Raw genomic sequence first — 18,827 nt, forward strand, 5'->3', positions numbered from 1 at the left:
TATAAATGGTTATGAACTATAGTAGATATTGAGGAAAAGCATTATAGTGAAGCGCGCTAGTAACGAGGCAGGGTTATCGTAGCAATTGACGATAGCAAATTAGTTTATCAGTTTAGTGAGAAGTAGTATGTCTGGAGTTTTAAGTACGGTCGATCAAAGAACAAATCTGGTAGGTGAGAACCGTCTGGAGCTGTTGCTGTTTAAACTTAACAGTCGACAGTTATTTGCGATAAACGTATTTAAAGTAAAAGAAGTACTCAAAGTACCAACATTAACGAAAATGCCGGGTTCCCACCATCATGTAACCGGTGTTGCTTCGTTACGAGGAGAGTCGGTTCCAGTTATTGACCTTCGCGCGGCCATAGGTTTTCCTCCTGTCAGGGGTGAAGTAGAAGAAGAAAACCTGATCATTACCGAATATAACCGTTCGATTCAGGGATTCCGTGTAGGGAAGGTCCTGAATATCGTTAATACAGCGTGGACAGAGATCGAACCACCCCCAAAAACAGCCGGTCGTTCCAATTACCTTACGGCGATTACTCAGATAGAGCATGATGGAACGAATCAAATTGTCGAGATTATTGACGTCGAAAAAGTACTGGCTCAAATCGTAGATTACGATGTTTCTATTTCTGATGAGGTACTCGACACCAATCTTGTTGATCATATGGCAGGCAGAAATGTCCTGATTGCGGATGATTCTTCAACTGCTCGCGGTCAGATTCGTGGAACTTTAGAGCAGTTAGGCCTGAATATCATCGAATGTGGTGACGGTAAACAAGCTCACGATTTATTAAAAAGCTGGGCAGATGAGGGCAAAGACATCTATCAGGAAATCATGATGTTGATTACCGATGCAGAAATGCCTGAGATGGATGGTTATCGACTCACTTATGAAATCCGCAATGACGCTCGTATGAAAGATCTGTTTATTACCCTAAACACTTCGCTGAGTGGCAGCTTTAACGAAGCAATGGTTGAGAAAGTAGGCTGTAATCGGTTTATCTCGAAATTCCAGCCCGATTTGCTTGTAGATGTGGTGCAGGAGAGAATGCGTCAGATCCTTGGGCAATAGTGTTTAGCTGATTAGTTCATAATGAGAGGGTGGCGTAGCCACCCTTTTTGGTATTAGTGAAAATCTCGGGATTTGGTCGCCAGTTCACTTAGTTTATCGGTCATATCTATTAGCTTCCCTGCAATAACATGAATCACCTGCCCATCATGCTCAATCACACCTTTTACCTTGAGTATCTTTGATGAGATATAAGCCTGCTTCTGCGCTCTTGCCGTACCAGACCAAACAACCACATTGACATTCCCTGTGTCATCTTCCAGAGTGAAAAAAGTAACACCAGCTGCCGTTCCCGGTGATTGTCTTCCTGTTACAACACCGACAACAGTAACCAGAGATTTATGAGGTTTCCTGAGGAGATCTTTTTGTCGGGTGAAGTTACCCAACTGACCTGCCTGATCCAATAATGTGACAGGATGAGTTTGTAAAGAGAGTCCTGTTGAAGCGTAATCTTCAACCAGTGTGTCATAGTCATTGACCTGATGCTGGTAGTTACTGTTTGAAGCCTGGTATTTCTCAAACAGTGGCAGATCATTAATTGAATCCATCAAATCCCACCGTGCAGAGTATCGGTCTCCCGAGAGCTCTTTTAGTGCATTAGCAGAGGCGAGGGCTTCAATATCACCTTGAGTCAAACCGCTCCTTTTTATTTGAGATATATGACTATATAAAGCTTTTTTACGACTAAGTAGTAACTGTTTTGCTCCTTGCGTTGATAAGCTTTTGACGATTCGGAGCCCAAGCCGAATCGCGTACCGACTCTTATCGGAAGCGGAGGAGGGCAGCCTTACAATTTTGTGGTCATATTCAGAGTAGTTGACGGAGACAGGGAGAATTTCAATATTATGCCTTCTGGCATCCTGAATAAGTTGAGAGGCGCTATAAAAACCCATAGGCAAACTATTTAAAATGGATGTGTAAAACACTTCCGGATAATAATATTTAAGCCAGGCAGAGCAGTAAGCTAATACGGCAAACGAAGCAGAGTGACTCTCAGGGAATCCATACTCACCAAAACCACAGATTTGGTCAAAAATACGTTCAGCAAATTCAAGTTCATAGCCACGCTCCAGCATGCCATCAATCAATTTAGATTTGAATTTAAAGACATTGCCGTGCTTCTTCCATGCTGCCATTGCTCGCCTTAACTGATCAGCTTCTCCTCCTGAAAACCCAGCAGCCACCATTGCTAGTTTGATAACCTGTTCCTGAAAGATGGGTACACCAAGGGTTCTTTTCAGAACCTGCTCGACTTCTTTAGACGGGTAGCTCTCTTCTTCGACCTTATCTCGTCTTTTTAGATAAGGGTGAACCATATCTCCCTGAATAGGACCGGGACGAACAATTGCAATTTGAATAACCAGATCATAATAGTTAGCAGGCCTCAGGCGAGGCAACATACTCATCTGTGCTCGGGACTCAATTTGGAACACCCCAATGGTATCGGCTTTCTGAATCATGCTGTAAACATTTGGGTCGTCTTGCATTCGGGTGATATCAGCAATAGTGAGCTTTCGATGTTCATGCTTTTCAATCAGTTGGAAACATTTGCGTATTGCACTCAACATGCCTAATGCAAGGACATCAACTTTCATCAGTTTTAGTGTTTCTAGATCATCCTTGTCCCATTGAATGACGGTTCTGTCCGGCATGGAGGCATTTTCAACGGGCACCAGTTCATATAAAGGCCCGGCAGAAATAACAAAGCCACCAACATGCTGGGATAGGTGTCTTGGAAAGCCCATGATATCGTTGACTAACTGAATAAACTGCTCACCTTTTAATGAATCAGGGTTTAGTCCCAGCTCTGTTATCTGAGCCTGCCAGCCAAGAGAGCTATCCCGTCGGTTAATATTCTTAATAAAGTAATCAAGCTGAGATTCTGAGATTCCAAGAGCTTTGCCTACATCCCTTACCGCACTTTTAAAGCGATAGCTAATGACGGTTGCAGCGATAGCTGCCCGTTCCCGACCATATTTTTTGTAGATGTACTGGATGACTTCTTCTCTTCGCTCATGCTCAAAGTCAACATCAATATCAGGCGGCTCATCTCGCTCTTTGCTGATAAAACGTTCAAATAAGACGGATATTTGTCTTGGGTCGACAGAAGTGATTCCAAGGCAGTAGCAAACAACGGAGTTTGCAGCAGAGCCTCGTCCCTGATAAAGGATTCCCTGATTTTTAGCAAAAACAACCAGATCATGAATAGTCAGGAAATAGAACGGATAATCGACCTCTTCAATAAGGTCCAACTCTTTATCTATTGTTTGCTGAATTTCCTCGGTTATGCCTTCCGGAAATCGCTCTTGTTTCCCTTGCTCTACGAGCTCCCTTAAATATCCCATCGGTGTTTTACCATCCGGAACCAGCTCTGCTGGGTACTGGTACATAATTTCGTCCAGTTCAAACAGACAAAGATCGGCAATATGATGGCTCTCTTGTAGCCATTCCTTGCGAAATACCTTGTTAAGTTTCTCTCGGGGACGCAAGCTACGCTCGGTATTAGTTATCAGGTGTTTTTTAGCATTCGATACAGAAGTGTTTAATTGAATAGCTGTTAGTGTGTGTTGTAGTGGCAGTCGGGTTGCTGAGTGCATAAGCACACCACCACAAGCGGTAACGGGCAGATGAAACTGATGGGCAAGTATTTCACAGTGTCGTGTATAGCTCTTATCGTCATTTCCCAGGTGTCGTTGAGCACCAATCCACAGTCGGTCTTTGTGGTGTTTTGAAAGCCAGTCTCCCCATTGATAGTCAGCGTGCTTATGGCAGGGTAGCCATAGCACAAAGCAGTGTTGAAGAGACATAAGATCCCATTCAGAAAGATTGTACTCTCCTTTGTCTGCTCTTCTTCTTGCGTTGGTGATAACGCGGCAGAGCTCTTTGTATGCTTCTATGTTTGGGCAAAGTAATACGATTTGGCACTCAGAGTTTAGCCAGAACATACTGCCAATAATTAGTTTGATTTTTAGTTCGTGTTCTTTCTGGGCTGAGTAAGCTCGTACTACCCCTGCCACAGAGCACTCATCGGTAATTGCAATAGCAGAGTAGCGCAGGAAATCGGCCTGCAAAATTAACTCCTCAGGATGCGAAGCACCTGTGAGGAAGGTGAAATTGCTTTGACAGAAGAGTTCTGCGTATTGGGTTTGTGTATCTTTCATATCCTGTGAAAGCTATAAGGAGGAACCCATTACTCAGGACGCCGTGAATCCATCCATGGAGGCTTGGACGCAGCATCCATGCTGCGAACACCTGATTAACGGGTCTCCCCCTTACTGCTTAGCCCTTTCTAAATAACTAACTAAAAATGCCATGAATAAACCACTGCTTGTGTCTGTTTCTGAATATCCAAAGCCAACGACCAGTGTCTGTACGGGCAACGAAGTAATCCCGGATAATTTCTCCTGCGTCCCACCACCCGGTAGCCAGCCTTTCCGGGCCTTGCATAATAGAGACCTTTTCTTGTAGTGGTTCTGGTTTGGGAAGCAAAAAGCTAGGTCTGATTCGATGTGTTTTGTCCCCCTTGGATTCCGAGCTCAGAGGAGGGCAGAGCAGAGTGGTTTTTTCCGGACGGGGATCGTCGGTTAATGCAATACTATTGACTGCTTCTGAACCCAGTTTCGCCTGAAGAAGCGATATGAGCTCAAGTGCTGATCGGTTACCGCTTTGGCCATCAAAAATATCACTATGATCCGGTTGCAGCTGTTCGACTCTGTTAGCTTCAAGTGTTAAGCCGATGACAGGGGCTTCTAGCTGAATAGACTCCAGAGTCAGTTGACTGAGTCGCTGCCACTTGTTTGCAAGGTAATCCCCCTGAGCGGAACTGAAGGTGACAGTTTGGCTGGCTTTGTCGCGAAGGTGCAGATGCAAAGTAAGTTCATAGGCAACCTTATCTCTTATCTTTAAGAAGGACTCCAGTAAGACAAAGAGCTTATACAGAGGCTTTTCCAACCATTGTATATTTTCTATTTCATAAAGCAGCTCCAGATAACGCTTAAAAGATTCCGGAGGGTAGTAAAATTCAACAGGGTGCTTAAAACGACCGGTAAGGCGGCCAACATAGTTGACTAAATTAATATCGAACCGTTTGGCTACCTCAGAAATATCCAACTCCAACAGTTCGTTAAGTGTTCTTATTCCAACCCGATTCAGCTTTTCTATCGTTTTATTATCGAGATCTGTTGCTGCCAGAGGGTAAGTTCTTAACTGTTTTTCTAACAAGGCTTTATGGTCTGAAATTTTGCACCAATGCGCCTGAGCCATTAAACGTGCAGCCAAAGGTGAGTATGCTGAAGCGTAGTGGTACTCTAACCCGAGTCTATTTAAGTGCTTTTTCAATTCACTCCAGTAACTCTCCAGCCCGTCATACAAAGTCAGCATGTTACTTGCTTTCAGCAATAACCCTGATGGTGGAAAAAGAGCAATATCGGAAGTCAGAAGATAGAGCCAGTGTGCTATCTCTTTAAGCTTATCTTCTTCGATTTCTGGATTATAAGGATGAACTTGAAGGTTATGGCAGAGTGATGCTGCACTACCCAATCCCATGCCTAAACGCACACCTTGTTTTTCTGCTTCAGCATTAACCTGAACGATAGTGACTTTATCAATAATACATACGGGGCTTTCCGTAATATCTGAAAACAAGGTATCGAGCTGTAACTTAGGAAAGTGCAGATAAAGCCAGAGCATTAGGCGTGGCCCTTTTTAAGCTCAGGAAAGGCAAATACAGGTTGGTTTTCCGCTGGCTTTGTTAATGAAGGCCAGAGCTTTGACATATCTATCTGAAAAGTAGAGTTTAGCCAGCCACCTTTACGTTTGGTAACTGACACTTCCAGCCCTTGCTCTATCGCCTTAAGTGTCATGCTGAGAGAGATAGGCAGTGTTACCTGAATTTTCTGCTCTGTTCTGAAAAAAAAGTGCAGACAATTACCCGTCTCGCTAGCGACCTGTAATCTTCTTGCCTGATGAACTTCTAATGATGGATGCCATAAACAAACACTTCCGCAAGCACCACTTTTCAGGCTCTGCTCTGCTGCCCATAGCGCTTCTTTATCACCCTTAGGATGAATCATAATGACCCGGTTTAAGTCTATTTTTTGTTGCTCAAGGTACTCTGCGCAAAGGTAAGCCGGAGGGTTGATGAAAACGGATAATTTGCTCTGGCTATTTTCTCTTATATAAGGTGTAAGTAGACGTAGCTCGCCAATGCCCGTTTCTGACAACAGCTCAACCACACCATGTTTTGGAAAACCGCCTTGTAACTGACGGTCCATCTCTTTGTAACCGGACGAGGTCATCTCAGTTGTAGGCTTCTGTTCAGAGCCTTTCCAAAGTAGTTTCCGGTTATCGATAAGATCAGTAAGTACATTCATAATAAAACACCTGTATATATGTACAGTATATTTAATTATAAAGAAGGATCAAGGAGGATCAGAGAGAAAGGTTGGAAATCATTAACGGGAGTGTAGAAAGTGCGAAGGCAAGAGTTCTTGAAGGAGCGGTTTAAGTCCGGTATATGTTCCCACGAGGGGCCGTGGGAACAATGGGGAAGTTTGGTGAAGAGGCTGTGTTACTTAGGCTGAGCGTCAATACACTGGCCGTTTACATCTTTACCCTCTGGTGCCATCAGGTGAAGGTAGAGTGGCATGATATCCAGAGGTGTCTTTAGCAGGCTTGAATCTTCAGCCGGATAAGCTTTAGCACGCATTCCTGTACGAGTGCCACCTGGATTAATCGCATTGACTTTAATATTGCTATTACTCAACTCATCTGCAAGAACTTGCATCATACCTTCAGTAGCAAATTTAGAAATAGAATAGGTTCCCCAGAACGCTCGGCCAGAATGACCTACCGTAGAAGTAGTGAATACAATTCGGGCATCGTCTGCTTTATGAAGAACAGGCAGTAACGACTGGGTCATCAGGAATTGTGCCTTTACGTTAACCTGCATCACATCATCAAAGGTGTCTTCACCGATTTGATCAAATGGGCTGATCACACCCAAAAGGCCGGCGTTGTGCAGAACGCCATCAAGCTTGCCAAACTGCTGCTCAATGGTTTCTGCCATATCAATGTAGTTCTGCTTAGTCGCGCCTTTCATATCCAGAGGGATAATTGCTGGTTGAGCATAGCCAGCGGCTTCAATTTCATCGTAAGTTTTTTCGAGTTTTTTTACTGTGCGGCCCAGAAGAATAACCGTTGCGCCATACTCAGCGTAACTCAGAGCGGCTTGTTTACCAATGCCATCGCCTGCACCGGTAACCAGAATAACTTTGTCCTTTAATGCGTCTTTTGCTACAGAATATTCCACTTTCTCTATCTCTATTTTTATAAATTGTTGCAGGTACTTACTCATCTTTCCGTTGGAAAGAGAAACAAGCCCTTGTATCATTAAGGAATAATTACACAAATCTAATGTACTGAGGAAGCCAGATTGGAATTTTTATTAGATTATGGCCTGTTTTTAGCCAAGATCGTGACCTTTGTAGTGGCGATCGTAGCGGTATTGGTAGTAGCAAAAAGTGTATCAGGTAAGCCTGGTGGTGCAAAAGGTGAGTTAGAGATAACAAACCTGACTGAGCAGCATAAAAACACTGTGGAAGTGATGGAGCATCATCTTCACGATGGCACTTTTATCAAAGAGCGTGACAAGGTAGAAAAGAAAGCGGCGAAAGAGAAAGCAAAATCCCGTAGCAAAGAAGTGAAGAAGGCTGCGAAAGAAGGTGAGTTGGAAACAACTCGTGAACCACATCTGTTTGTTCTCGACTTTAATGGCAGTATTGATGCAAAAGAAGTGGTTTCTCTTCGTGAAGAGGTAACTGCTATTCTTTCTGTTGCAAGAGAAGGCGATGAAGTACTGCTTCGCCTGGAATCTGGCGGTGGTATGGTTCATGGGTATGGTTTGGCATCTTCTCAATTGGACAGGCTTAAAGCAGCGAACTTACCTCTGACTATTTCAGTTGATAAAGTTGCAGCAAGTGGCGGTTATATGATGGCATGTATTGCAGATAAAATTGTCTCAGCGCCATTTGCTATTGTTGGCTCTATTGGTGTTATTGCTCAGCTTCCTAACTTCAATAAACTGCTTAAGAAGCACGATATTGAATTTGAACAGCTTACTGCTGGTGAATATAAGCGTACGCTGACTATGTTTGGTGAGAACACAGATAAAGCTCGTGAGAAGTTTAAAGAAGAGCTTGAGGAGACTCATGTTCTGTTCAAAGACTTTATTCGTGAGCGTCGTCCTGAACTGGATCTGGAAAAAGTGGCAACGGGTGAGCACTGGTTTGGCACTACAGCAAAAGAACTTGGGCTGGTGGATGAAATCAGTACTTCTGACGACTTAGTGGTTGCAGCCTGCAAGGATAAAACTGTGCTTTCCATTCATTATGTACAGAAGAAAAAAATGTCAGACAGACTGGCGAAAATTGGCGGCGATGCAGCTGATAACCTCCTTATGAAGTGGATACAAAGAGGCCAGAGACCTATTGTTTAGGTTTAAGGTTACAGAACGAGCTTTGCTCTACAGGTAACAAGGTTAAGAATAAAAGCGCGAGTTGTTGAACTCGCGCTTTTGTTTCACTATCTGGTATAACCTGTAATCATAAATAATCCCTATTTTCTCCTCGCTCCTGACTTCAATTCCTCCTATAATATGCCGCCGTTAAAGTGAGCATTTCCTTTTCACATACATTTTATTAGCTTGCTACGAACAAAGTTGGAGAAACAAATGTCCTCAAATACACCGGTTATTACCGTTGATGGACCTAGTGGTGCTGGTAAAGGCACCTTATGCATGTTGTTGGCAGAAAAATTAGGCTTTCACTTGTTGGATTCAGGTGCGATTTACCGCGTACTGGCTCTTGCTGCTATTCACCATGGTGTTGATACTGAATCTGAAGAGGCATTAGTACCTCTGGCAACACATCTGGATGTTCAGTTTATTGCTGAAGGTGACCTGGTTAAGGTTATTCTGGAAGGCGAAGATGTTTCCGGTGAATTACGTAAAGAAGAAACGGGAATGGCGGCTTCTAAAGTCGCTGCTTTACCTAGAGTAAGAGAAGCACTACTGCGCAGACAGCGTGCTTTTGCGACGGAACCAGGCCTGGTTGCTGATGGCCGTGATATGGGTACAGTGGTATTTCCATCAGCAGAAGCTAAAATATTCTTAGATGCAAGTGCGGAAGAGCGTGCAAATAGACGTATGAAGCAGTTGCAAGACAAGGGGTTAAGTGTTAAATTTGACCACCTTTTGAGCGAGATCCAAGAACGCGATGACCGTGATCGTAACCGAGCGGTTGCACCTTTACGTCCTGCGGATGACGCTTTAGTGCTTGATTCTACATCACTTTCTATCGATAAAGTGGTAGAAGAAGCGCTTAAATTTATCGAATCTAAATTGTCTCAATAAGAGGCAATAGGAGGTCGGTCGCATGGAAGATGACTGGCTAATTTATCAACCCCACGCGGTAGGATGCCCGTGGAAGTTTAATATTGAAGATCAAATTAATGACTGAATCTTTCGCTCAACTCTTTGAAGAGTCTCTAAACGAACTAGAATTCCGCCAAGGTACTATTGTTAAAGGTACTGTAGTAGCAATCGAGAACGGTTTCGTTCTTGTTGATGCTGGCCTTAAGTCTGAGTCTGCTATCCCAGCAGAGCAATTCAAGAACGCTGCTGGCGAACTTGAAGTAGAAGTTGGTTCTGAAATCGACGTTGCTCTTGACGCTGTAGAAGATGGCTTTGGTGAAACTCAGCTTTCTCGTGAGAAAGCTAAGCGCCACGAAGCTTGGATCGTTCTTGAGAAAGCATACGAAGAAGCTGAAACTGTTGTTGGTATCATCAACGGTAAAGTTAAAGGTGGTTTCACTGTAGAACTAAACGGTATCCGTGCGTTCCTACCTGGTTCACTAGTAGATGTTCGCCCAATCCGCGACACTGCTCACCTAGAGAACAAAGAGCTAGAGTTCAAAGTAATTAAGCTAGATCAGAAGCGCAACAACGTTGTTGTTTCTCGCCGTGCTGTTATCGAATCTGAAAACAGTGTTGAGCGTGACGAGCTTCTTGAAACTCTACAAGAAGGCAGCGAAGTTAAAGGTATCGTTAAGAACCTTACTGACTACGGTGCATTCGTAGACCTAGGCGGTGTTGACGGCCTACTACACATCACTGATATGGCTTGGAAGCGTGTTAAGCACCCATCTGAGATCGTAAACGTAGGTGATGAGATCCTAGTTAAAGTTCTTAAGTTCGATCGTGAGCGTACTCGCGTATCACTAGGTCTTAAGCAGCTAGGTGAAGATCCATGGGTAGCAATCGCTAAGCGTTACCCAGAAGGTCACAAGCTAACTGGTCGTGTAACTAACCTAACTGACTACGGCTGCTTCGTTGAAATCGAAGAAGGCGTTGAAGGTCTAGTACACGTTTCAGAAATGGATTGGACGAACAAGAACATCCACCCATCTAAAGTGGTTAACGTTGGCGACGAAGCTGAAGTTATGGTTCTTGAAATCGACGAAGAACGTCGTCGTATCTCTCTAGGTCTGAAGCAGTGTAAAGCTAACCCATGGCAGTCTTTCGCTGAAGCTCAGGCTAAAGGCGATAAAGTAACTGGTAAGATCAAGTCTATCACTGACTTTGGTATCTTCATCGGTCTTGAAGGCGGCATCGACGGTCTTGTACACCTATCTGACATCTCTTGGAACGTTCCAGGTGAAGAAGCAGTACGTGAATACAAGAAAGGCGACGAGATCTCAGCAGTTGTTCTTGCAGTAGACGCAGAGCGTGAGCGTATTTCTCTTGGCGTTAAGCAAATGGAGAACGACCCGTTCAACGCATTTGTTGCTGACAACAAGAAAGGTGCTCTAGTTAACGGTACTGTAACTGCAGTTGACGCAAAAGGTGCTACAATTGAAATTGTAGAGGGCGTTGAAGGTTACATCCGTGCTTCTGAAGTATCACGTGACCGTGTTGAAGATGCATCTCTAATCCTAAGTGCTGGTGACAGCGTTGAAGCGAAGTTCACAGGTGTTGACCGTAAGAACCGCGTAATCAACCTATCTATCAAAGCTAAGGATGAAGCTGAAGAGCAAGAAGCAATGGCTTCACTGAACAAGTCTGACGAAGGCGCGTTCGGTAATGCTATGGCTGACGCATTCAAGGCTGCTAAAGGCGAGTAATCGTTCTGAGGGAGCCTAAAGGCTCCCTTTTTTCGATAATAACCTTTATGATACCCAGAGCGTTGGGACAACACAGTAATGAGGGATATATGACTAAATCTGAACTAATTGAAAGACTCTGTGCTGAACAAACTCATCTTTCTGCTAAAGAAATTGAGGATGCCGTTAAGGACATTCTAGAGCATATGGCTTCTACCTTAGAAAGCGGTGACAGAATTGAAATTCGTGGTTTTGGCAGCTTCTCATTGCATTACCGTGAGCCTCGTGTAGGGCGTAACCCTAAAACTGGTGAGAAGGTTGAACTAGAAGGTAAATACGTACCTCACTTCAAACCTGGTAAAGAATTACGTGAACGCGTAGATATTTACAGTTAACCTCATTGGTTAGAGTTATAAAAAAGCGGCATATCTCCATATGCCGCTTTTTTATATCATGAAATCGAAGATTAGCGTGGTTTGTAAAGGCGAATTGCTGCATAATCAGAGGTCAGCGAAGACCCTGGGAGTAATGAACTATGAAAATTATAAAAATCATTCTTGTTATCGCACTATTCTTAGTGGCACTAGCATTAGGTGCACAAAATCAAGAAGTTGTAACTTTTAATTACCTGTTGGCAAAAGGTGATTTCCACTTGTCTACCCTACTGGGTATTGTATTTGTTTCAGGATTTGCACTGGCATGGGTTATCTTTGGTAGCATGCAACTCAAATCTCAACTAACGATCAAAAAGCTAAATCGCCAGCTTAAGAAACACTCTTCTATTACTACACCTGCTGTAGAGAACAAAGCTTAGTTGTACAAGGTTTTATATATAGATGCTTGAGCTACTCTTCTTGTTGTTACCCATTGCAGCCGCTTATGGCTGGTACATGGGTAATCGCAGTGCGCGACAAGATAAGCAGGAGCAATCTCATCAGATATCCCGTCAGTACGTGACGGGCCTTAACCTCTTGCTCTCAGATCAGTCTGATAAAGCGGTAGATCACTTTATCGAACTGCTTCAGGTTGATAATGAGACGATCGACACCCATTTGGCATTGGGTAATTTGTTTCGATCCCGAGGAGAAGTGGATAGAGCCATCCGCATTCACCAAAACCTAATTTCCCGCTCGGGCTTAACCATTGATCAAAAGAACATTGCTCTACAGCAGTTAGCGAAAGACTATATGGTGTCGGGCTTTCTTGACCGAGCCGAAAAGATTTTTGAGCAACTCGTGGATGAGCCTTCTCACAAAGAGGCAGCTCTCACTCAACTGGTTGCTATTTATCAGCAGACTCGGGAATGGAGCAAAGCTATCTACTATGGCAATGCTTTAGTGAAGCTCGGACGCAAACGTATGCGAGCCAATATTGCTCATTTCTGGTGTGAAATGGCGATGCAAGAGCAGAGCGAGCAAAATGTCCCAAAAGCTATTCAGTATTTCAAGCGAGCACTGTCCGAAGATCCGAAATGTGTACGTGCCAGCATCTCATTAGGTAAGCTTTATCTTGAGAATGAAGATTACAAACGCACGATAAAGTATATGGAAATGGTGCTGGATCAGGATATTGATTTCGTTGCTGAAGTTCTTCCAACAATTGCAGAATGTTATCACCATCTTGGACAGGAACAAGAACTGGTAGAGTTCCTGAGAGCTTGTATCGCGAAAGATGCAGGTGTATCGGCAGAACTCATGTTGGCGCAAATGGTGGCACATCATGATGGTACTGCATCCGCTCAAACATTGTTAACGCGGCAACTCTTGAAAAACCCAACAATGAAAGGTTTCCACCGATTGATGGATTACCATTTGGCGGAAGCGGAAGAGGGCAGAGCGAAAGAGAGTCTGACGACGCTTCAGGCGTTGGTTGGAGAACAGATTAAAATCAAGCCCCATCACCGCTGTAGAAAATGTGGTTTTTCAACCCACTCACTCTACTGGCACTGCCCGTCCTGTAAAGGGTGGGGAACCATTAAGCCTATTCGAGGCCTGGATGGTGAATAATAAATAGCTAACATTTTAACCTCCTGAATTCAGGAGGTTTTTTTAAGTAAAATTAGGAGAGAAAATGCTGGATCAAAAAGTAATAGTTGCACTGGATTATGATAATCAAGCGGATGCGCTTGCGTTTGTTGACCGAATCGATCCTGCTTCTTGTCGCCTGAAAGTGGGTAAAGAGATGTTTACCTTGTTTGGTCCTGAGTTTGTGAAAGAGTTGCATAAACGTGGTTTCTCAGTATTTCTGGACCTGAAGTTTCACGATATTCCAAACACCTGCTCAAAAGCAGTGCGAGCTGCGGCTGAACTGGGTGTGTGGATGGTGAATGTACATGCTAGTGGTGGTGAGAAGATGATGCGTGCTTCTCGTGAGATTCTGGAACCGTATGGCAAAGATCGCCCACAACTGATTGGTGTAACAGTTCTGACGAGCATGGAGCAGAATGATCTTGCTGGAATTGGCCTTGATATGGCACCTCAGAAGCAGGTAATGCGTCTTGCTAGCCTGACGAAGAACAGTGGACTTGATGGCGTGGTATGTTCAGCTCAAGAGTCTTCAATGCTAAAGGCTGAGTTGGGTAAAGAGTTTAAGCTGGTTACTCCCGGTATTCGTCCGGCAGGCAGTGCAGTGGGTGATCAAAAACGCATTATGACACCTGTTGATGCCATTAGTGCAGGATCTGACTATCTGGTAATTGGGCGTCCTATTACTCAGGCTGCAGAACCGGCAGTTGTTCTGGCTGAGATTAATAAAACCCTAGCTTAGATAGCTACATTAAACTCGCTCCCATGCTTTGCGTGGGAGCGAGAGATATCGCCGTAGATTAGGCAGGTATCCCACTATGAAACTTAAAGTCACTATCAGGGGACGAAATAAGTTCCGCTTCTACTTTCCCAAGGTAAGCGACTCGTTCAGAAATATCTTTTCCAGCAATTTGTTCTGCCAATTCCAGGTAGTCTTGATAGTGCCTTGCTTCTGAACGAAGCAAAGAGACATAAAACTTAGCGATATCTTCATCCATATGAGGAGCAAGTTTAGCAAAACGTTCACATGAGCGAGCTTCGATATAAGCACCAATAATAAGCTTATCAATGAGTGCATCAGGCTCATAAGTCTTCATTTGGCTTATCATACCCTTAGCATAGCGGCCAGCGGTTATGTTTTCATATGGAATGCCCCTGGTATCCATAATTTCTAATACCTGATAGAAGTGGTGTAGCTCTTCTTTTATCAGCAGTACCATTTTATCGATTAAATCCTGACTATAAGGGGAATCAGATTTAGCCATAATGGATTTTGATATATTGCTTTTTCCTTTTAATGTCTCCAGCGAACCTGTCTGACGGTAAGCAAAATCTTCATAAGGCTTAAACCACTCTAGAAGTGTATTTGCACTTTCCGGTTCAACTACATATTTACGAATTAAATACATAGCGGATTGCCCTGCTTTTAATTCGCACATTAAATGATCGATTAAAATTATGGTTAGATTTTCTGGTTTTTTGGCTGTTTCAACCCATTCATCTGGAGTAGGACATTGTAAAAACAGATTTATAGGTTCGAGTAGGCTTTCAAATTCGGAAGGTATATTCATGCTGATTACTTTATTTTTATACAAAAAGGGCCGCAAGAAGCGACCCAAATAATTGATTGAGCAATATAAGGTTTACCACTTTTTCTTTTCGCCGAAAAGTGCTTCCATATCGTTGTTACGTTCTTTCTCTTCCATAGCCAGAAGATCATCTGCATTTTTGTCTTTCTTATTCTGATCTAGCTTATCGAGCATCTCCTGAAGCTTTTCACGAGCTTGGTTTGAATAAGCATCATTCTTTGGAGCAAGGGCATCAAGACCTTTTTTCAGAAGCTGACGAGCGGTACCAACCTGGTTGCGCATAACCGCTTCGTTAGAGCGTTTAATCACGTTTTCAATATTGATTCGGATCTGAATGGTTTCTAAGCGGGCATTTTCAGTAACGTACGATTGCGTATTAAAGCGACCTTTGTTGTGTTCACTACGGATAGTGTCACGCAGTCGTTTAACCAGTTTCAGCATGATGATGGCTTGCTTGTCACTGGTCGGTACTTTAAAAGAAGTACTTTCACCGCCACTATAATTATCTTTTAGTTGCTGAACCTGATTTTTCATATTTTCTTTACGCTGTGCTAGTTGGCGGTTTTTCGGATCCAGTTCGCACATCGCATCTAAAGCATCAAGAATACGTTGGTTCAGACATACTAGTAGCTCCTGACTAAAAGGCAGGTGGTGAGCATTACCAATCAAATCTTCCGTTGCATCGATAATTGCAATATAACGGGCTGACTCCTGCTTTTTAGCAGATTCAACTTTGGTACGATATTGCAGCGCCACGTTATAGCCAATTACCAGAACGAGGAGTACAGCAACAAGAATTATAATTAAACCAATATTCATAAATTTACATCTAAAAAAGTGTTGATAATTGGGCTGTTCGATAGAATACACGAATCTTCAAGCCAGCACATTATTATCTTTATTATCATTGCTGAAATTCGTATTGGTAACGAAAAACGCAGAATGGTTATGAATTCTGCGGGATTGATTACAAAATTGCCACAGAAAAGAAATCATCCACCAAATAATTCAAAGACTTTTTGCTTTTTACTACCAATTTGTAAGCAATAGCGTTATAACTATTCATTATATGTCTAGGCTGAAATGGAATACAGGTCAGAAAATGAAATTGCAGCAGTTGAAGTACATCGTTGAAGTCGTCAATCACAATCTAAATGTTTCGGCTACAGCAGAAAGTCTTTATACATCCCAACCGGGGATTAGTAAGCAAGTTCGATTACTGGAAGATGAACTGGGTATTCAGATTTTTGAACGAAGTGGCAAACATCTGACTCAAGTAACCACTGCAGGTGAAGACATTGTTCGTATTTCCCGAGAAATTCTATCACGAGTTGAAAGTATCAAAGCTGTAGCAGGAGAGCATACCCACCCAGAAATGGGCAGCCTGAATATCTCCACAACCCATACTCAGGCTCGTTACGCCTTACCTGAAGTGATTAAGGGTTTCACAGCAAGATATCCAAAGGTTTCGCTGCATATGCATCAGGGAACGCCGACGCAAATGTCCGAGGCTATTGCTAAAGGCACGGCGAATTTCGCTATAGCAACAGAAGCTCTGCACCTGTATCAGGATGCGATTATGCTCCCATGCTACCACTGGAATCGTTCTATTGTCGTAACACAGGATCACCCTCTGGCGAAGAAGCGTGACATTACCATTGAAGATTTGGCAGCGTACTCACTGGTTACCTATGTGTTTGGCTTTACAGGACGTTCAGAGTTAGACACGGCATTTAACGCTGCAGGCTTAACGCCAAGAATCGTATTTACTGCAACGGATGCTGACGTGATTAAAACTTATGTTCGTATGGGCATTGGCGTGGGTGTTATTGCCAGTATGGCAATTGATAAGCAACAAGATACGGATTTGGTGGTCATTGATGCGAGCCACATCTTCGGGTCGAGTACAACCAGTATTGGTTTCCGCCGCGGTACATTCCTTCGAACCTACATGTTCGACTTTATGGAACGATTTGCTCCGCATTTAACCCGACCTGTAGTAGAGCAGGCGATTTCTTTGCGTAATAACGCTGAAATTGAAGAGATGTTTAAAGATATCGAGCTCCCTGTTCGATAAAGCTGATGCCCTCAGATTAAATACTTCCTTTATATAAACCTTCTCCTTAGAATGAGCCTCAAACTAAGGGGAAGGCATGCAATCCAGATTCTCAACACTCAACACTCTGTTATTAAACCATCAGGAATATTGGCGAATCGAGCCTTTTAAGCTCAGTGCAGGTTCTGATATGCCATGGCACATTTCTAACCCTCAGCTGACAGAGTGGCTGGATACACTTTCCTTTGAAGATATTGCTCATTACAAGGCAAACACTTGCAATCTGGTCGAAGAAATCTCACAACATTTGCCAGCGACAAGAGATATGCATAGTTTGATTGCTTTACCGGAGGAGTCCGCAGAGCTGAAGTTGGCGAGAGGGTTAGATACTGGTATTCCAGGCAGGAAACTCACTCAAATAACCTCAATGGGGGCTTGTTCGCTGGAACATCATGTAGGCAATGAGTGGCTTGAATGGTGTTCTGGAGTATTCTGAATATTTTTTGTAAACCCATTTGTTTTGACGTTAAGTCGCCATTTTTATTGATTTTTTTCTGCTTTTTGCATGGACATAATTTCTTCGAGTGCTATTCTTTTTATTATTTTTGAAAAGAAAATTGTAAAGGCAGTTGCATGGCGAAGCCGCAGACAGAGCAAAGTGAGACTTTCGTCTATATCGGAAAGGACGCACGAAATGGTAATAGACCTTTCGTTGAAATTTGCACACCTAATCACATCCCCGTAAGTCCTTGGGTCAGCACCTATATTTCTATAGGCTTGTCTGGGAGTGCATTTAACACAAAGTTGGCTTACGTCCGTCAACTTAAATTTGCACTAGATCACTTTGCCAAGCATGGAATTGTTATTGAAAAGCGCGTTGCTTCAGGGCAGTTTTTCAGCTTAGCAGAGCTGAATCGTTACCGCTCTGCTTGTCTATTCAAGACGACAACAAAATATAGCAATATCATTTCTATAACACCTCATAGCGACAAAACAATCGAGAACGCAATGCACTCAGGGTTTGTTGCTGAGTCAACAGTTAAAAATTCTACTGCTCGTAAAAAGATAGACCGCTTAATTGAATTCATTGAATTTCTCTTCACCTATATGCACGCAGACAAGATTGTTCCAGCAGATGCACAGCAAAGGTATAACTTCACAAAGACCCATTTAAAAGGATTGACTAGAGATTTGAAAGACTACAATCAAGAATGCGTCAGCGAAGGAGAGTCAGCAATTCCAACGCATGCTTTTCTCCGATTGTTAGATATTATCAAACCAGAATCCCCAGATAATCCGTTTAAGAAGTCAAGGTTTAGGAACTATCTTATTGTTCAGTTATACATCGAGACAGGTAATCGCCGTGGAGACCATGCTGGTCTAAAGATCGAAGATATAAGATTTTATGGGGAAGGAAACGAAATTGAAATCGTACGTCGCTCAGATGATCCAACAGATACACGCAAATACATCCCATCTACTAAAACACAGAGCCACCTTTCTCATGTTCCAAGGGACTTATTGCGTAAAGTAAAGAAATACATTGATGAAGAACGTGGAAGCTATACAGCATCCAAAGACCATTCGTTTGTTTTTGTCAGTGAAAACAATACGAAAGGCACAGCAGGTCAACCGCTGTCGCTTTCATCAATAGACAAGATTTTTGAGACACTGTCCCTAGCAATTGGATTTAAAATTCATTGCCACTTACTGCGGCATAAGTTTAATGAGGTGCTAGATGATATAGCCACTGAAAATAAATTAACAGGCGAAGAGCTAGATAAAATGAGAAAGTACTTAATGGGTTGGTCTAGAGAGTCAAAAATGGTTGAAGTGTACAACCGTTACAAAATATATCAAAAATCTATCGCACTAAGTATTGAAAGACAGGAACAGATGAACCGCAACGGTAATGAAAGAAACTAAAT

The 18,827-nt window shown here is 43.0% G+C and carries 17 protein-coding genes; 11 read left to right on the plus strand and 6 right to left on the minus strand.

What is annotated here, in order from left to right:
* Positions 1 to 127 precede the first annotated feature (127 nt).
* Entirely contained in the window at positions 128 to 1,075 is a 948-nt protein-coding gene (locus SNR28_RS14665; protein ID WP_375753395.1) for a chemotaxis protein CheV, read from the plus strand.
* Positions 1,076 to 1,128: 53 nt separating this feature from the next.
* On the opposite strand, the gene SNR28_RS14670 is transcribed toward SNR28_RS14665, so the two are convergent.
* From SNR28_RS14670 to SNR28_RS14685, 4 genes are all read right to left on the minus strand, one after another.
* On the minus strand, positions 1,129 to 4,233 hold the full coding sequence (locus SNR28_RS14670) for an error-prone DNA polymerase (protein ID WP_375753396.1): 3,105 nt from the start codon (positions 4,231 to 4,233) through the stop codon (positions 1,129 to 1,131).
* 136 nt (positions 4,234 to 4,369) lie between these two features.
* Complete coding sequence (locus SNR28_RS14675) at positions 4,370 to 5,761, minus strand: DNA polymerase Y family protein (protein WP_375753398.1); 1,392 nt, start codon at positions 5,759 to 5,761, stop codon at positions 4,370 to 4,372.
* Positions 5,761 to 6,444 carry a translesion DNA synthesis-associated protein ImuA gene (imuA, locus tag SNR28_RS14680; RefSeq protein ID WP_375753400.1) on the minus strand — a complete coding sequence of 228 codons (684 nt, stop codon included), beginning with the start codon at positions 6,442 to 6,444 and terminating at the stop codon, positions 5,761 to 5,763. The genes SNR28_RS14675 and imuA overlap by 1 nt, the downstream gene beginning before the upstream one ends.
* 197 nt (positions 6,445 to 6,641) lie before the next feature.
* Complete coding sequence (locus SNR28_RS14685) at positions 6,642 to 7,382, minus strand: YciK family oxidoreductase (protein ID WP_375754090.1); 741 nt, start codon at positions 7,380 to 7,382, stop codon at positions 6,642 to 6,644.
* Between the two features lie 123 nt (positions 7,383 to 7,505).
* Here SNR28_RS14685 and sohB point away from each other — a divergent pair, with 123 nt between their 5' ends.
* The 7 genes from sohB to pyrF all read left to right on the plus strand — a co-directional run bounded on the left by sohB (position 7,506) and on the right by pyrF (position 13,996).
* A complete protein-coding gene (gene sohB, locus SNR28_RS14690; protein WP_375753401.1) occupies positions 7,506 to 8,567 on the plus strand; it encodes a protease SohB in 1,062 nt (353 codons plus the stop codon).
* Positions 8,568 to 8,801: 234 nt separating this feature from the next.
* Positions 8,802 to 9,482: a (d)CMP kinase gene (gene cmk, locus SNR28_RS14695; protein ID WP_375753402.1), complete on the plus strand. Its 681-nt coding sequence runs from the start codon at positions 8,802 to 8,804 to the stop codon at positions 9,480 to 9,482.
* A gap of 98 nt (positions 9,483 to 9,580) precedes the next feature.
* Entirely contained in the window at positions 9,581 to 11,251 is a 1,671-nt protein-coding gene (gene rpsA / locus SNR28_RS14700; protein WP_375753404.1) for a 30S ribosomal protein S1, read from the plus strand.
* 89 nt (positions 11,252 to 11,340) lie between these two features.
* A complete protein-coding gene (gene ihfB, locus SNR28_RS14705; RefSeq protein ID WP_277826563.1) occupies positions 11,341 to 11,625 on the plus strand; it encodes an integration host factor subunit beta in 285 nt (94 codons plus the stop codon).
* A gap of 140 nt (positions 11,626 to 11,765) precedes the next feature.
* Entirely contained in the window at positions 11,766 to 12,044 is a 279-nt protein-coding gene (locus SNR28_RS14710) for a LapA family protein (RefSeq protein ID WP_375753405.1), read from the plus strand.
* Between the two features lie 22 nt (positions 12,045 to 12,066).
* Entirely contained in the window at positions 12,067 to 13,236 is a 1,170-nt protein-coding gene (lapB, locus tag SNR28_RS14715; RefSeq protein WP_375753406.1) for a lipopolysaccharide assembly protein LapB, read from the plus strand.
* A gap of 64 nt (positions 13,237 to 13,300) precedes the next feature.
* The gene (gene pyrF / locus SNR28_RS14720) at positions 13,301 to 13,996 is read left to right on the plus strand and encodes an orotidine-5'-phosphate decarboxylase (RefSeq protein ID WP_375753407.1); all 696 of its coding nucleotides are present in this window, start codon (positions 13,301 to 13,303) and stop codon (positions 13,994 to 13,996) included.
* 58 nt (positions 13,997 to 14,054) lie between these two features.
* Here the strand turns inward: pyrF and SNR28_RS14725 are convergent, their stop codons facing one another.
* Together SNR28_RS14725 and SNR28_RS14730 are read right to left on the minus strand one after the other, a co-directional pair.
* Positions 14,055 to 14,825 (minus strand): tRNA isopentenyl-2-thiomethyl-A-37 hydroxylase MiaE, encoded by a 771-nt coding sequence (locus SNR28_RS14725; protein WP_375753408.1) that lies wholly within the window; start codon positions 14,823 to 14,825, stop codon positions 14,055 to 14,057.
* 72 nt (positions 14,826 to 14,897) lie between these two features.
* The gene (locus SNR28_RS14730; RefSeq protein ID WP_375753409.1) at positions 14,898 to 15,662 is read right to left on the minus strand and encodes a DNA repair protein; all 765 of its coding nucleotides are present in this window, start codon (positions 15,660 to 15,662) and stop codon (positions 14,898 to 14,900) included.
* Between the two features lie 283 nt (positions 15,663 to 15,945).
* Between SNR28_RS14730 and cysB the strand changes: the two genes are divergently transcribed.
* From cysB to SNR28_RS14745, 3 genes are all read left to right on the plus strand, one after another.
* Positions 15,946 to 16,920 (plus strand): HTH-type transcriptional regulator CysB, encoded by a 975-nt coding sequence (gene cysB / locus SNR28_RS14735; RefSeq protein WP_375753410.1) that lies wholly within the window; start codon positions 15,946 to 15,948, stop codon positions 16,918 to 16,920.
* A 76-nt stretch (positions 16,921 to 16,996) separates the two neighbouring features.
* Positions 16,997 to 17,395: a hypothetical protein gene (locus tag SNR28_RS14740; RefSeq protein WP_375753411.1), complete on the plus strand. Its 399-nt coding sequence runs from the start codon at positions 16,997 to 16,999 to the stop codon at positions 17,393 to 17,395.
* A gap of 137 nt (positions 17,396 to 17,532) precedes the next feature.
* Complete coding sequence (locus tag SNR28_RS14745) at positions 17,533 to 18,825, plus strand: site-specific integrase (RefSeq protein ID WP_375753413.1); 1,293 nt, start codon at positions 17,533 to 17,535, stop codon at positions 18,823 to 18,825.
* The last annotated feature ends 2 nt before the right edge of the window (positions 18,826 to 18,827 follow it).

The sequence above is a fragment of the Vibrio iocasae genome (assembly GCF_042245395.1).
In the GTDB taxonomy this organism is placed as follows: Bacteria; Pseudomonadota; Gammaproteobacteria; order Enterobacterales; family Vibrionaceae; genus Vibrio; species Vibrio iocasae.